Origin of the sequence: Plantibacter sp. M259, from assembly GCF_006065115.1 — a bacterium.
Taxonomy (GTDB): domain Bacteria; phylum Actinomycetota; class Actinomycetes; order Actinomycetales; family Microbacteriaceae; genus Plantibacter; species Plantibacter auratus.
In genome coordinates this window covers 326375-341136 of record NZ_CP040750.1, presented here as the reverse complement: position 1 = coordinate 341136, position 14762 = coordinate 326375, and the positions used below count along the sequence as shown (strand labels likewise).

10 protein-coding genes are annotated in these 14762 nt (G+C 71.7%); 4 read left to right on the top strand and 6 right to left on the bottom strand.

Going from position 1 to position 14762, the window contains the following annotated elements:
* Positions 1–18: 18 nt before the first annotated feature.
* From FGL15_RS01575 to FGL15_RS01555, 5 genes are all read right to left on the bottom strand, one after another.
* Positions 19–429 (bottom strand): hypothetical protein, encoded by a 411-nt coding sequence (locus FGL15_RS01575; protein WP_064295281.1) that lies wholly within the window; start codon positions 427–429, stop codon positions 19–21.
* Positions 426–1841 (bottom strand): NAD(P)/FAD-dependent oxidoreductase, encoded by a 1416-nt coding sequence (locus FGL15_RS01570; RefSeq protein WP_138944695.1) that lies wholly within the window; start codon positions 1839–1841, stop codon positions 426–428. The genes FGL15_RS01575 and FGL15_RS01570 overlap by 4 nt, the downstream gene beginning before the upstream one ends.
* Positions 1838–2698, bottom strand: a complete 861-nt coding sequence (locus FGL15_RS01565) for an arginase family protein (RefSeq protein WP_138944694.1) — start codon at positions 2696–2698, stop codon at positions 1838–1840. The genes FGL15_RS01570 and FGL15_RS01565 overlap by 4 nt, the downstream gene beginning before the upstream one ends.
* A gap of 78 nt (positions 2699–2776) precedes the next feature.
* The gene (locus FGL15_RS01560) at positions 2777–3550 is read right to left on the bottom strand and encodes a PspA/IM30 family protein (protein ID WP_064295284.1); all 774 of its coding nucleotides are present in this window, start codon (positions 3548–3550) and stop codon (positions 2777–2779) included.
* A gap of 75 nt (positions 3551–3625) precedes the next feature.
* Positions 3626–5689, bottom strand: coding sequence for a YgcG family protein (locus FGL15_RS01555; RefSeq protein WP_138944693.1), 2064 nt, complete (start codon positions 5687–5689; stop codon positions 3626–3628).
* 254 nt (positions 5690–5943) lie between these two features.
* Here FGL15_RS01555 and FGL15_RS01550 point away from each other — a divergent pair, with 254 nt between their 5' ends.
* Together FGL15_RS01550 and FGL15_RS01545 are read left to right on the top strand one after the other, a co-directional pair.
* Positions 5944–6690 (top strand): gamma-glutamyl-gamma-aminobutyrate hydrolase family protein, encoded by a 747-nt coding sequence (locus tag FGL15_RS01550; RefSeq protein WP_138944692.1) that lies wholly within the window; start codon positions 5944–5946, stop codon positions 6688–6690.
* A 185-nt stretch (positions 6691–6875) separates the two neighbouring features.
* On the top strand, positions 6876–7706 hold the full coding sequence (locus tag FGL15_RS01545) for a DUF3097 domain-containing protein (protein WP_071262446.1): 831 nt from the start codon (positions 6876–6878) through the stop codon (positions 7704–7706).
* Positions 7707–7929: 223 nt separating this feature from the next.
* Here the strand turns inward: FGL15_RS01545 and FGL15_RS01540 are convergent, their stop codons facing one another.
* Positions 7930–9264 carry an aminotransferase class III-fold pyridoxal phosphate-dependent enzyme gene (locus FGL15_RS01540; RefSeq protein ID WP_370281985.1) on the bottom strand — a complete coding sequence of 445 codons (1335 nt, stop codon included), beginning with the start codon at positions 9262–9264 and terminating at the stop codon, positions 7930–7932.
* Between the two features lie 159 nt (positions 9265–9423).
* Between FGL15_RS01540 and FGL15_RS01535 the strand changes: the two genes are divergently transcribed.
* On the top strand, positions 9424–13425 hold the full coding sequence (locus tag FGL15_RS01535; protein ID WP_138944690.1) for a Pls/PosA family non-ribosomal peptide synthetase: 4002 nt from the start codon (positions 9424–9426) through the stop codon (positions 13423–13425).
* On the top strand, positions 13425–14759 hold the full coding sequence (locus FGL15_RS01530; protein ID WP_138944689.1) for a M1 family metallopeptidase: 1335 nt from the start codon (positions 13425–13427) through the stop codon (positions 14757–14759). Before FGL15_RS01535 ends, FGL15_RS01530 begins: the two co-directional genes overlap by 1 nt.
* Positions 14760–14762: the final 3 nt, after the last annotated feature.

Below are 14762 nucleotides of genomic sequence, written 5' to 3'. Positions count from 1 at the left end.
CAGACGCCGCGACGCTCGTCAGCGGCGTTTCGGCAGGTAGCCTCCCGCTTCGAGACCGGCTTCGATCTCGAACCGGTTCCGGAGCGGATCACGACCGGCGATCGCGTACATCAGTGGGAAGAGCATGCCGTACCGCTGCCACTGCCGCTTGTGCACCGCCTCGTGTTCGAGCACCCGGGTCGACACGTTGCGGTCGGTGAGGTACACCCCGCCGACGCATGAGCCACCTCGGCCGAACGTCCACGACGGCATCCCGCGGAAGACGATCATCCCGCCGCGCCGTTCGACCGGACCGGTGCTCCAGAGTGCGCCCCAGACGAGCCCGGTGAGCGTGGCGTACCAGTACCCGATCCGGCTCAGGGGTGAGTCGAGCCACGGGCCGCCGGAACGACGGCTCCGCGGCTCATCGACGTCGCCGGGACGGGTCACGCACCGCTCCGGTAGGTCTCGAGGAGTCGCAGCCAGATCTCGCTCATCGTCGGGTAGGACGGCACCGCGTGCCAGAGGCGGTGCAGCGGCACCTCACCCACGACGGCGACCGTCGCCGCGTGGACGAGTTCGGCGACGTCCTGACCCACGAAGGTCGCCCCGATGATCACGCCGCGCTCCTCGTCCACGACCATCCTCGCCTGCCCGGTGTAGCCGTCGGCGTGGAGGCTCGAGCCCGCGATGCCACCGAGGTCGTAGTCGACCACCCGGTGGTCGATCCCCGCCGCCTCGGCCTGCGCGGCCGTGAGTCCGACGGCTGCGACCTCGGGCTCGGAGAAGACGACCTGCGGCACGGCACGGTGGTCGGCGGTCGCCGCGTGGTCGCTCCACGGGCTGGTGTCGACGTCCTCGCCGTTCGCCCGTGCTGCGATGACCGCACCCGCGGCACGTGCCTGGTACTTGCCCTGGTGCGTCAGGAGAGCCCGGTGGTTGACGTCGCCGACGGCGTACAGCCAGTCGCTGCCGTGAGCGAGGAGCTGATCGTCGACCTCGATCCACGATCCCGGTTCCAGGCCGACGGTCTCGAGCCCGAGGTCGTCCGTCCGTGGCGTCCGGCCGGTGGCCACGACGAGTTCCGCCGTCGTCACCGCGTCCCGATCGTCGAACTCGAGCGTGACGGCACCGTCGGCGGCCCGGGAGACGGCGGTGGGGGAGGCGTGCACGATCGTCACGCCGAGCTCACGCAGGGAGGACTCGACGAGCTCGCCGGCGAACGGCTCGGTGTTGCCGAGCAGGCCACTGCGGGCGACGAGCGTGACGTCGACCCCGAGTGAGCGGTAGGCCGTCGCGAGCTCGACGGCGACGACACCGCCACCGAGGAAGGCGACGGACTCGGGCAGGGTCTGGACGCTCGTGGCCTCGCGGCTCGTCCACGGTTCCACCGCCGACAGTCCTGGGACGTCGGGCAGGAGCGCGGCGGATCCGGTGCAGACCGCGACGGCGTGCGTCGCCGTGAGCACGGTCGTCGAGCCGTCGGCGGCCGTCACGGTGACCTCGCGCTCGCCGGTCAGGCGACCGTGCCCTCGCACCAGGTCGATGCCGGCGCCCTCGAGCCACTCGACCTGGCCGTCGTCCGACCAGTCGCTCGTGAACGAGTCCCGTCGCGCGAGGACCTTGAGCGGGTCGAGCGCGGTGTCCTCGGGGATGGCTCCACCCGTCCGTTTGGCGGCGCGCAGGGCGGCTCCGGAACGGATGAGCGCCTTGGACGGCATGCACGCCCAGTAGGAGCACTCACCGCCGACCAGTTCGCTCTCGACGATGACGACGCTCAGACCGCTCTTGTGGGCATAGTCGGCGACGTTCTCGCCGACGGGTCCGGCTCCGATGACGACGAGATCGACGGTACGGCTCATGGGGTGACTCCTGTCGGGTTGGTGCTGTCGGGTTTCGGGTCGCGACTGATCGCGCCGATGATGCGGAGGATGGTGCCGAGGTCGTCGGCTGCGGCGTCGGGGGAGCCGGGGGAGAAGCCCGTGACGCCGGCCCCGGCGAAGCCGAACCGGGCGCGGAGGGCGGTGATGCAGTCGAGCAGGGTGCCGAGTTCGAGACCGAAGGGGACGGCCGAGCTGACGCCGGCGATGACGGCGGGATCGAGGACGTCGACGTCCACGTGCAGGTAGACGCGGTCGGCGCCCGTCGCCTCGACGGCCGCGACCACCTCGGCGGCGCTCGTCATCACCGAGGAGACCATGGGGATGCCACGCTCCTCGACATGGGCGAGTTCACCGTCGTCGAGGTCACGCACCCCCACGAGGACGAGTCGGGCGGGATCGAGTGGGGCCTCAGGCAGCAGCATCGCGGCGCCTTCGCCGGTGAGTGCCCGGGCGACCATGCCGCTGAACGACCCGGACGGCGAGCTGAGCGGGGTGTTGAGGTCGCCGTGGGCGTCGAACCAGACGACGGCGATGCCAGGGTCGCGTCGGAGGGCCTCACCCACCGACGCGAGTTCGACGCCGCAGTCCCCACCGATGGTGATGACGGGCTCGTCGATCCCGACGAGCGCCTGACGCTGGAGTTCCGCGGTCGTCACGAGGGAACTGGCGCGCCGGATGTCGGTGTCGAGGGCCTCGCCGGCCTCGGTCGGCACGTGGACGAGCGTCGTGGCGGCAGTCGGCAGGTCGCCACGGATCGCCTCGGCTCCATCGATCAACTGCATGGCCCTGGACGAGCCGGAGCCCTGCCACTGGGGGACGACGACGAACTTCGTCATGCGGTGCCTTCCTGGAGATGGTGCGAGGGGGCGAGGGCGACGGGCCCCGGGATGTCCCGAGGGCCCGTCGGATCGTCGCTACTGGCCGGCGTTCGGCGTGTACTCGGGCCCGGAGGACTCGATGGCGGGTGACGCGGAGCCGCCGCCCTTCAGCGCGGCGAGGCGGGCCTCGACCTCGGTCAGCTCACCGAGGTCCTCGAGGTCGTTGAACTGCGCGTCGAGACTCGATGCGGCGAGCTCCTGCTGGCCGAGCACCTTCGCCTCCTCGCGGCGGATCTTGTCCTCGTAGCGGCTCAGGTCGCTCGTCGGGTCCATGATGTCGATGCTGCCGACCGCATCCGCGACTTTGCGCTGGGCCTCGGCGGTCTTGGCCCGGGCGACGAGCTCGCTGCGCTTCGTCTTCAGCTGCTCGAGCTTCGTCTTCATGCCGTTGAGGCCGTTCTTCAGCTGCTCGACGACCTTCGTCTGCGACGCCAGCTGCGGCTCGGCCTGCTTGGCCTCGTTCTCGGCGCCGATCTGGCGCTGGAGCGCGATCTTCGCGAGGTTGTCGAACTTGTCGGCGTCCGCGGCGTTGCCCGCCTGACGGTATTCGTCGGCCTTGCGACTCGCGGCCAGCGCCTTGGTGCCCCACTCGGAGGCCGCCTCCACGTCCTGCTGGTGGTCCTGCTCGAGGAGCCGGAGGTTGCCGATCGTCTCGGCGATCGCGCTCTCGGCGTCGGCGATCGAGTTCGTGTAGTCCCGGACCATCTGGTCGAGCATCTTCTGCGGGTCCTCGGCGGAGTCGAGCAGCGCGTTGATGTTGGCCTTGGTCAGCTGGGCGATGCGTCCGAAGATGGACTGCTTCTCTGCCATGGTGTGGTTCCTCTCTCGGGTCCTGCTGGGTCGTGTCGGTCGGTGTCTGGTGATGAGGTGGGTCGGTGCCGCGGGTCAGAAGCGGCCGCCGCCGCGTCGGGAACGGGTGCCGCCGCCACCGAAGCTGCCGGCGCTGCGTGAGCGACCGGAGCCGCCGCCGAACATGCCGCCGCCCGATCCTCCGCCCCCGAACATGCCGCCGCCGGAACGGGACCCGCCGCCGCCGAGGACGGAGTTGATGAGGATGCCGCCGAGGACGGCACCGAGCATCCCGTTGCCACCCTGCTGCCCCTGTCCGCCGCCGAGCATGCCGCCGAATCCGCCGGCCGACTGGCTCTGGAACTGACCGAGGTCGGCCTGGGCGAGCTGCACCGACTGACTCGCGAGCGAATTGGCGCGCTGGGCGAGGGACAGCGCCTGCGTCGGATCGGTGTCGGCGAGGCCCTGGGCCTGCACGAGGGTGCGGCCGGCCTCGGCGAGGCGCGTCCGGGCCTCCGGACCGACGGCTCCGCGTCGCGAGACGATGAAGTCCTCTGCAGCCGAGACCTGTGCGCCCGCCGTCTGCAGGGTCTGCCCGAGGGCGGCGGCGGCGCGTTGGCGCTGCTCCGCCGCGGTGCGCACCCCCTGGAGTGCACCGTCGATCTGCGTGTTCGCCGCATCCAGGCGGGCGAGGAGGGCGATCGGGTTGTTCGGTGTGCCGAGCGCGCCGCGCACCTGGGCGACCGTCGCGGTGGTGCTCGCGACCGCCGCGGCGAGGGTGCCGGTCGGATCAGCTTGGCCGCCTGCCGCGGCGACGTCCCCGTCCAACTCGGCCAGTCGCGCGGCGAGGTGCTGCTCGGCGGTCGTCAGGTCGGCTTGCAGTCGCTTCACGGCCCCGGTGAGCTGGGTGGCCTGGTCGAGCGCTTCCTCCGCGGCTCGGATGCCGACGGCGGCCTCGCCCGAGTCTCCCGCGGCGAGCCGCGCAGCTGCGTCCGAGATCGCCGCGGTGGCGAAGGCGAGGCGCTCGGTCGCCTGCGCGGGGTTGTCGATCACGGTGATGAGGGCGTCGGGGGTGTAGCGCGTCTGCAGGGCGTGCACCGTGTCTTGCGCGGCCGTCACCGTCGGTCCGGCTGCGGCCGACCTGGCTCGCAGCTCCTCGACCGCGGCGGGTGCGTTCTTCTCGAGCGCGCGGAGCTCGTCGAAGGAGGCGGCTTGTTCGTCGAGCACGTGGTTCGCGTGCTCGCAGAGCCGGATGATCTGGAGGTTCCAGTCGCGCTGTTGCTGCTCCGTGTCCGGCTCGGCGTCATCGAGCCGCTGCTTGAGTGCGAAGGCCTGCGAGAGATCGTCCTTCGCTCCGGCGAGCGCGGCGGTGAAGGCGGCCGTGGCCGGTTCGCCGAAGGAGGCGGTCGCGAAGCCGAGCTCCTCCTCGCTCGTCCGGACGGCGTCGTCGGTCTGGACGAGCGCACTGCCGGCGAGTCGTTCGAGTTCGGGGATCGGCGCGGTGGTCAGCGGGTCGACCGGTGCCCCCTGCCGGCCCGCGGCCACCGAGCCGCCACCGTTCGCGGCGCGTCGACGACGGAGGAAGACGACCAGGAGGACGACGGCGACGACGGCGACCACCACGATCAGCAGGATGGTCAGCCACCCGGCCGAGCCGCCACCGGTGCCTCCGATCGACCCGCCGCCGACGGCGGCACCCAGGCCTTCGGCGGCAGCGACACCGGCTCCGGCCCAGTCGTCGTCACGCAGCTGCGGCAGGATGCGCTGCTGCTCGATCGCGGTCAGCTGATCGCCGCTCACCGGCCCGCTGGAGTCGCCGGAGAGGTAGTAGGCGCGGTCCTCGGTCGCCACGGCCAGCAGGTACTGGTTCGGTCCGAGGTTGTTGTCCTTCGCGGTCTGGTTCGCCCAGGACTCGGCGTCACTCGGGTCGGTGAAGGTCGGCACATAGACCACCCAGAGGTCGACGCCGTGATCCGCGGCCAGGTCGTCGACGGCCGTCGTGATCTCGGTGACCTCGCCGGCGCTGAGGACACCCGCGCTGTCGGACACGCGCCCGGCCCCGAGCTGCACCGGGCTCTCCGCCCAGGCGGCGGTCGCTCCCGCTCCGAGGAGCACGGCCACGCAGAACGCCCAGATCGATACCGCCCAGCGAACCCGCATCGGCCACCTCGTCACTCGTTCGGACCCTGGAGCCCCACCCCGCGGCTCGGTTCCGAGTCTAGGTCCGGGCCCTCGACATCTCTACAGCGGGCTCCCAGCGAGCGCACCGAACCAGAGCTGTGCTATACGGCGGTGACGGGCCTCGCCGTCACCGACCGGGACTCTGTTACCGACCGTGACACGATCGCTCGCGCAAGGCCGTCCGCGCGGCGAGACTGGTCGAGTCACGTCACGGAACCCTCGGAAGGAGCATCATGCAAGGACACGTCTCACCCATGCTGGCGCTCGTCGAGGTCACGAGGTTCCGTGAGGACGACCAGGCGTACCACGAGTACGTGCAGATCCTCGTCGGACGGACCATCGCCGCCGCCGAACGGGCCGGCTGGCGCGTGACGCGGCTGGCCGCGCAGGACCTCGGCACCGATGCGCTCCTCGCCTCGACCGACGGTGCCTCCGCCGTCGTCATCATGGGTGGAGCCGACATCGATCCCGCCCAGTACGGCGGCACCACCGGCTACCGCGCCGAAGGCCAGCACTTCCCCGAGGCCGACCGCGCCCAGCTTGCGGTCGCCCGTCGCGCCGCCGAGCGGGGCACACCGCTCCTCGGGATCTGCCGCGGTCACCAGATCATCAACGTCGCCCTCGGCGGGACGCTCGTGCAGGACCTCGGGGAGCACAGCGCCCACCGCAACGAGGGCGTCCCGGTCGATGAGAGCATGACCCCGCACGAGGTCGAGCTCGACCCCTCGAGTGCTCTCGCGTTCCGACTCGGTGCCCGTCACCTCCAGGTGCAGAGCGCCCACCACCAGTCGGTCGGCGAGCTGGGCGAAGGCCTTCGCGCCGTCGCCTGGGCCTCCGACGGCACGGTCGAGGCGATCGAGCACCGCACCCTGCCGATCACCGGCGTGCAGTGGCACCCGGAGGACCCGGGCACCGTGGACGACCAGCTCGGGCTCCTGCTCGGCGGTCTCGCCCGCGAGGCCGAGCGCGCAGCAGCGTAGTCGGGGCGTGTCTCCGCGCCGGGAGTCGTCCCGTGCCAGGAGGCCCTCCCACCGCAGGCGACCCGTCGCTCGACCTGTCCCCAACTCAGGACGGCGTCGGCGTGTCGAGCCCGGATTGCGGCGTGTCGGCCACGCCACGCCGAGGCCGTCCTGAGAAAGGTCGGAGGGTTGGTTAGCGTTGACGGGTGTTCGAAGACAGGTACGGTCAGGACGTCCTCGCGGGGGACTGGCGGAAGAAGAACCGCGTGGTGGCCCGTGAGGTCGAGGCGGTGACCGACCTCGTGGTCGAGGAACTCGGCGGCTTCTGCGGCGCGATCACGCGCGTCGAGGCGAAGACGGTCGAGCTCGAAGACTACCGCGGCAAGCGGCGCGTGTTCCCGATGGGGGCAGGGTTCCTCCTCGAGGGTGAGCCCGTCGTCCTCGTCGTGCCGAAGCGTGCACCGACCGGGCGGGCGCGCACCGCCTCCGGCTCCTTCGCGGTGGAGACGACCGCTCGCGTCGCTCGCGCGAGCCGGATCTTCGTCGAGGGCCGCCACGACGCGGAACTCGTCGAGCGGGTCTGGGGCGACGACCTCCGCGTGGAGGGCGTCGTCGTCGAATACCTCGCGGGTGTCGACCACCTCGACGCCGCGCTCGCCGAGTTCCGGCCTGGCCCCGACCGTCGTGTCGGCGTTCTCGTGGACCATCTGGTCCCCGGTTCCAAGGAGCAGCGGATCGCCGACGCCGTCATGGCCGGACCGAACGGCCGGAACGTCCTCATCGTCGGGCACCCGTACGTCGACGTCTGGCAGGCCGTGAAGCCCGCCAGGGTCGGTCTGCGCGAGTGGCCGACCATCCCTCGCTCCATCGAGTGGAAGAAGGGCATCTGTCAGGCGTTCGGCTGGCCACACGACTCGCAGGCCGACATCGCCCGTGCCTGGAAGCGCATCCTCGGTCAGGTCCGGACCTTCAACGACCTCGAGCCGGAGCTCCTCGGTCGCGTCGAGCAGCTCATCGACTTCGTCACCGTCGACTGAGCCGCCGCCGGTTGCGCCAGCGCGGTGCGCTGACGTCACCGCGGGGCACCGCCGCGAGCGCGACCCTCCGGAGACCCGCGCTCACGCGCCCGGACCGCGCCCGCGCCGATTCGGGTGGGTTCGCGTCAGCGCACCGCGCTGGCGGAAGGGTACGGCGGCCGCAGACCCGCGCTCGCGTCAGCGCACCGCGCTGAGATCTCACCAGCGGAGGCGACCGCTGCCGCTAGGAGGAGACCTGACCGAGGGCGTCCTCGAGGACGAACACCGCGTCGCGGAGGAGCTCGTCGGACATGACCGCGCTCGGGAGGAGTCGCAGCACCGAGTCCCAGGTACCGGCGTCGAGCACGAGCACACCCTGGGCGATCGCCGCGTCGATGACGGTCTGCAGTGCCGTGGGGTGCGGCTGCTTCGTGCCGGGGACGACCAGCTCGACACCGGCCATCGCACCGATGATCCGGACTTCGCCGACGATGTCGAACCGCTCGGCCCAGTCACCCATGAGCGATCGCAGGGTCGCCTCCACGCGACGTGCCTCGCCCAGCAGGTCCTCGCGCTCGATGACCTCGAGCGTCGCGAGCGCGGCCGCCGTGGACACCGGGTTGCCGCCGAAGGTGCCGCCGATGCCACCGGGCTGGACGGCGTCCATGATCTCGGCGCGCCCGGTCACGGCCGACAGGGGGAAGCCGCCGGCGATGCCCTTGGCGCTCGTGATGAGATCGGGCACGACGCCGTGGTGCTCGATCGAGTACCAGGCGCCGGTGCGGCCGATGCCGGCCTGGATCTCGTCGGCGACGAACACGATCCCGTTCTCGGTGCACCACTCGCTGATGCGCGCGAAGTAGCCGGGCGCGGGGATGACGATGCCGCCGTCGCCGAGGACCGGTTCGGCGAAGAACGCGGCGACCTCGCTCGCGCCGATGTGCCGCTCGATGTAGTCGATCGTCACCTCGGCGGCCGCCGGTCCGTCGAGTCCGTCGCGGAAGGGGTAGGAGAGCGGGACGCTGTAGATCTCACCCGGGAACGGGCCGAACCCGAGGCGCTCGGGCGCAGGCCGGTAGGTCATCGCCATCGTCAGGTTCGTGCGTCCGTGGAAGGCGTGGTCGAGGGCGACGATCGCGCGACGTCCGGTGTACTTCTTCGCGATCTTCACCGCGTTCTCGACGGCCTCGGCACCGGAGTTCAGGAGGATCGAGCGCTTCTCGAAGTCGCCCGGCGTGATCTCGGACAGCTTCTCCGCGACGCGCAGGTAGTTCTCGTACGGCGTCACGGTGAAGAGCGTGTGCGTGAGCTTCGTCGCCTGCTCGGCTGCTGCCGCGGCGACGTCGGGGTTGGCGTGCCCGATGGTCGTCACGCCGATGCCCGTTCCGAGGTCGATGATGTGGTTGCCGTCGACGTCCACGAGGATGCCGCCGGAGCCGTGGTCCATCCACACCGGCGCGAGGTTGCCGGCACCGCGCGACACCGCCCGGCGGCGCCGTTCCGTGAGGGCGAGCGATCGGGGGCCGGGGATGGCGGTCACGAGCTGGCGTTCCTGGGGCACGGAGTAGTCGATGGTCATGCAGGCCATGGTAGGCGCGCGTCCTCCGAGGATGCCGGGGGTCGACGGAGCGTCGCCGACGGTTCCACGACATCTGGCGGTTGACTGGTGTTCACCAACCGTCCATGCGCGCTGCCTACCGTTGGCGGCGCTGAACAGCCGGACGACAGGGGATCGCGTATGGACGCCGACACCAGCACCGCCCTCCTCGAGCGGCAGCCCGCGCTGCTCGGTGGCGTGCGTGCACCGGCCGAACGCACCCTCCTCGACGTCCTCCGTGACGTCGCCGCGTCGCACCCCGAGGCCTCGGCGATCGAGGACGCGGAGGGGGCGCTCAGCTACCGCGAGCTCGTCCTCAGTGCCGAGCGGGTCGCGGCCGGACTGTTCGCCGCCGGGGTCCGCCGCGGTGACCGGGTCGGTGTCCGGATCGCCTCGGGCACCCGCGACCTCTACCTCGGGATCCTCGGGATCCTGTTCACCGGAGCGGCCTACGTCCCCGTCGACGCCGACGACCCGGAGGAGCGGGCACGACTCGTGTTCGGTGAGGCGGCCGTCGTCGGCGTCCTGGTCGACGGCGGTGTCTTCGAACGCGCGCGCCGCGGAACGGAGGACCCGGCCGATGACGGCGCCGATCCCGACCGGGTGCAGCTCGCGACGGGCGCGGCACCCCACCCGGGCACCCGGGCGATCCCGGTCCTCGAACCACCGCGACTCGACGACGACTCCTGGATCATCTTCACCTCCGGCTCGACGGGCACGCCGAAGGGCGTCGCCGTCTCGCACCGCTCTGCCGCCGCGTTCGTCGACGCCGAGGCGCGGATCTTCCTCCAGGCGGAACCCCTCGGCCCCGGTGATCGTGTGCTGGCCGGCCTGTCCGTCGCCTTCGACGCGTCCTGCGAGGAGATGTGGCTCGCCTGGGGACACGGCGCGTGCCTGGTCCCGGCGCCGCGCTCGCTCGTCCGCAGCGGCATGGACCTCGGACCCTGGCTCACCGCGAAGGGCATCACCGTGGTGTCGACGGTGCCCACGCTGGCGGCGATGTGGCCCGCCGAATCCCTCGAGAACATCCGCATGCTCATCTTCGGCGGCGAGGCCTGCCCGCCGGAGCTCGCCGCCCGACTGGCGGTGGACGGTCGCGAGGTCTGGAACACCTACGGACCCACCGAGGCCACCGTCGTCGCCTGCGCCGCGCTGCTGACCGGCGAGCAGCCCGTGCGCATCGGGCTGCCACTCGACGGGTGGGACCTCGCCGTGGTCGACGCCGAGGGCGTCCCGGTCGAGGAGGGCGGCGTCGGCGAGCTCATCATCGGCGGCGTCGGACTCGCCCGGTACCTCGACCCCGCCAAGGACGCCGAACGGTATGCGCCCATGCCGAGCATCGGGTGGTCGCGGGCGTACCGGAGCGGCGACCTCGTCCGCTACGAGGCCGCAGGACTCGTGTTCCAGGGGCGCGCGGACGATCAGGTGAAGATCGGCGGTCGGCGCGTGGAACTCGGGGAGATCGAGGCCGCCCTGCAGGCGCTGCCGAACGTCTCGGGTGCGGCAGCAGCCGTCCAGCGCACCGCCGCCGGGAACGCCGTCCTCGTGGGGTACCTCGCGGTGCCCGACCGCGACGGGTTCTCCGTCGAGCGGGCGCTCGACACCCTCCGTGAGCAGCTCCCGGCCCCGCTCGTCCCGCTCCTCGCGGTCGTCGGCGAGCTGCCCACCCGCACCTCCGGCAAGGTCGACCGGGCCGCACTACCGTGGCCGCTCGACGCCGCCGACGGGGAGGACGCCTCGACCCTGTCGGGCACCGCCGCGTGGCTCGCCGAGCAGTGGACGGCCGTCCTCGGTGTCCGGATCACGGCCGAGAGCGACAACTTCTTCAGCCTGGGCGGCGGGAGCCTGGCCGCCGCGCAGCTCGTCTCGCTCATCCGCACCCGCGACGCCGAGTTCACCGTCGCCGACATCTACGGCCACCCCCGACTGGGCGCGATGGCCGCCGAACTCGACGGCCGACGCCCCGAGCGTCGCAGTCGGGCGGCCGTCGCGGACCCCGTGCTCCCGACGCCGCTCGCGACCCAGTGGGCACAGACCCTCCTGGGTGTCCCGCTCCTCATCCTCGTCGGACTCCGGTGGCTCGTGTACCTGCTCGCCGGCAGTCGGGTCCTCGGCCTCGTCGCGGACGTCCCCTACCTCCCCATGGTCTCCTGGTGGTGGATCGCCCTCGGCTTCCTCGTGGTCATCACCCCCATCGGGCGCATGGCGATCTCCGTCGTCGTGGCGAAGCTCCTCCTCGTCGGCGTCCGTCCGGGCGACTACCCGCGCGGCGGCTCGGTCCACGTTCGACTCTGGCTCGCCGAACGCGTCGCCGACACGGTCGGCGCGGTGAGTCTCGCCGGAGCCCCCTGGATCTCGAGCTACGCCAGGGCCCTCGGCGCGAAGATCGGTGCCGACGCGGACCTCCACAGCGTGCCGCCGGTCACCGGGTTCCTCACCGTCGGGGCGCGTGCGTCGATCGAGCCCGAGGTCGACCTCCGCGGCTACTGGGTCGACGGCGACACGCTCCGGCTCGGCCACGTCCACATCGGCGCGGAGAGCACGGTCGGCGCTCGCAGTACCCTGCTCGCCGGCACCCGGATCGGCAAGCGTGCGGAGATCGCTCCAGGATCGTCCGTCTTCGGCCGCGTCCCCTCCGGACACCTGTGGTCGGGGTCGCCCGCCGTCCGCGTCGGCAAGGCGAAACCGGTGTGGCCGACCGAACGACCCCCGCGTCGCCGACGCTGGCTGTTCGCATACGGCGCGGGATCGGCGCTGCTGTCGGTGCTGCCGTTCCTCGCCTTCGTGCTGGCGGCTGCGGTCGTGGCGGCCGGCGCGTCGGGAGCGACCAGCCTGCTCGAGTTCTCCTGGCGCGCGCTCCTCTGGGTGCCTGTCGCCACCCTCGTGTGGTTCGTCGTCCTGGCGATCAGCACGATCGGCCTCGTCCGGTTGCTCGGCCTCGGTCTCAGCGAGGGCTACTTCCCGGTGCGCAGCCGGGTCGGTTGGCAGGTGTGGGCAACGGAGCGGCTCCTGGACGCCGCGCGCACCCTCCTCTTCCCCCTGTACGCGAGTCTGTTCACGCCCGTCTGGCTCCGCCTGCTCGGGGCGAAGGTCGGGCGCAACGTGGAGGCGTCGACGGTCCTCCTCCTCCCGCGGATGACGACCGTCGGCGACGGCGCCTTCCTCGCGGACGACACGATGGTGGCCTCCTACGAGCTCGGCGGCGGGTGGATGCGGATCGCCGGCGCGTCCGTCGGCAAGCGTGCCTTCCTCGGCAACTCCGGCATGGCGGGCCCCGGCATGCACGTTCCGAAGAACGGCCTCGTGGCCGTGCTGTCGGCCGCACCGCGGAAGGCCAAGTCCGGCTCGTCCTGGCTCGGGAGCCCACCGATGCGACTCCGGCGGCAGGTGTCCGACGCCGATCTCGACCGGACCTACGACCCACCGCTCCGGCTCCGGATCGCCCGCGCGCTGTGGGAACTCTGCCGCATCGTCCCCGTCATGGTGACGACCGGCATCGCGCTCCTGGTGCTCCTCGCGCTCGCCTGGTTCGCCGACACCTGGGGTCTCGGTGTGGCGATCGCCGTCAGCGGTGCCGTGCTCTTGGCCGCCGGCGCAGTCGCGGCCGGGATCACGACTGTCGCCAAATGGGTGATCGTCGGCCCGATCCGCACGGGGGAGCACCCGCTCTGGTCCTCGTTCATCTGGCGCAACGAGGTGTCCGACACCTTCGTCGAGATGGTCGCGGCACCCTGGTTCGCGGCACCCGCCACCGGCACCCCCGCCCTCACCTGGTGGTTGCGCTCGCTCGGTGCCCGTATCGGTCGTGGGGTCTGGTGCGAGAGCTACTGGCTGCCGGAGGCCGACCTCGTCCGACTCGGCGACGGCGCGACGGTCAACCGGGGCTGCGTTGTGCAAACGCACCTGTTCCATGATCGAATCATGAGTATGGATCAGGTCGAACTCGCATCGGGCGCCACGCTCGGGCCGCACAGCGTCATCCTCCCCGGAGCGCGGATCGACGACGACGCGACGGTCGGACCGGCCTCGCTCGTCATGCGCGGAGAACGCGTCCCGGCGGGCACCCGGTGGAGCGGCAACCCGATCGGCCCGTGGCGCGAGGTGACGACGGCGGAGTACCGGGAGCCCCAGGTCGCGTCCTGATGGGGGAGGCTCTGGCCCGTCTGCGGAGCGCAGGCGACCCCTACACGCCCTCCAGCGGGAACCGTGGCTACCGCGTCGTCCGGTACGAGCTGGAGCTCGACTACGACGTCGACCGCAACGCCCTGTCCGGGACGGCTCGACTCACCGCCGTCGCGACGGAGGAGCTCACCCGGTTCTCGCTCGACCTCGCCGCGCTGCGCGTCACCCGTGTCCAGGTCGACGGGGCCGAGGCGAAGCGGACGCACGGCTCGGGCAAGCTCACGCTGACGCCCCGGAACACCATCGCGGACGGCGCCGAGTTCTCCGTGCTCGTCCGGTACTCGGGTGCGCCCCGTCCCGTACGCAGCCCCTGGGGCGAGATCGGCTGGGAGGAACTCGAGGACGGCGTCATCGTGGCGTCCCAGCCGTGCGGCGCATCGAGTTGGTTCCCCTGCAACGACCACCCCTCGGACAAGTCGTCCTATCGGATCAGTGTCACGGCGTCATCGGCGTACACGGTCGTCGCCCCCGGGGAGCTGGTGTCGCGGGTCGCCCGCGCGAGCCGGACCACGTGGGTCTACGAGCAGCCCGAACCGATGGCCGCCTACCTCGCGACGGTGCAGATCGGCCGGTACCAGCGGCTCGCCGTCAGCGCTCGGGTCGCGACGAGCACGGTGCCGGTCGTCGCACACCTGCCGCGCGATCTCACCGCGCGGTTCCGACACGACTTCGCCGACCAGGTCGACATGCTGGCGTGCTTCGAGCGCGCTTTCGGGCCCTACCCCTTCGGCAGTTACGGCGTCGTCGTCACGGACGACGTGCTCGAGATACCCCTCGAGGCGCAGGGGATGAGTGTGTTCGGCCGCAACCACGTCGACGGCGTCAGCGGTTCGGAGCGGTTGATCGCGCACGAGCTCGCCCACCAGTGGTTCGGGAACAGCCTGACGATCGCCACCTGGCGGGACATCTGGTTGCACGAGGGCTTCGCCTGCTACGCCGAGTGGCTGTGGTCGGAGGAGTCGGGCGCTGAGACGGCCGACGCCTGTGCTCGGGCGCACTACGCGGCGCTCCGACGGGCACCGCAGGACCTCGTCGTCGGCGACCCGGGACCCGCGGACATGTTCGACGACCGGGTCTACAAGCGGGGCGCGATCGCCCTGCACGCCGTGCGTCGACTGCTCGGCGACGAGGCGTTCTTCGACCTCCTGCGTGACTGGGTGGCGTCCTTCCGGCACTCGAGCGTGTCGACGGACGACTTCATCCGGACGGCCGATCGACATGCGCCGGCACCGGTCGAGCCGCTCCTCGACGCGTGGCTCTTCCAGGAGGCGCTCCCGCCGTTCCCCGTCGGCTGAACC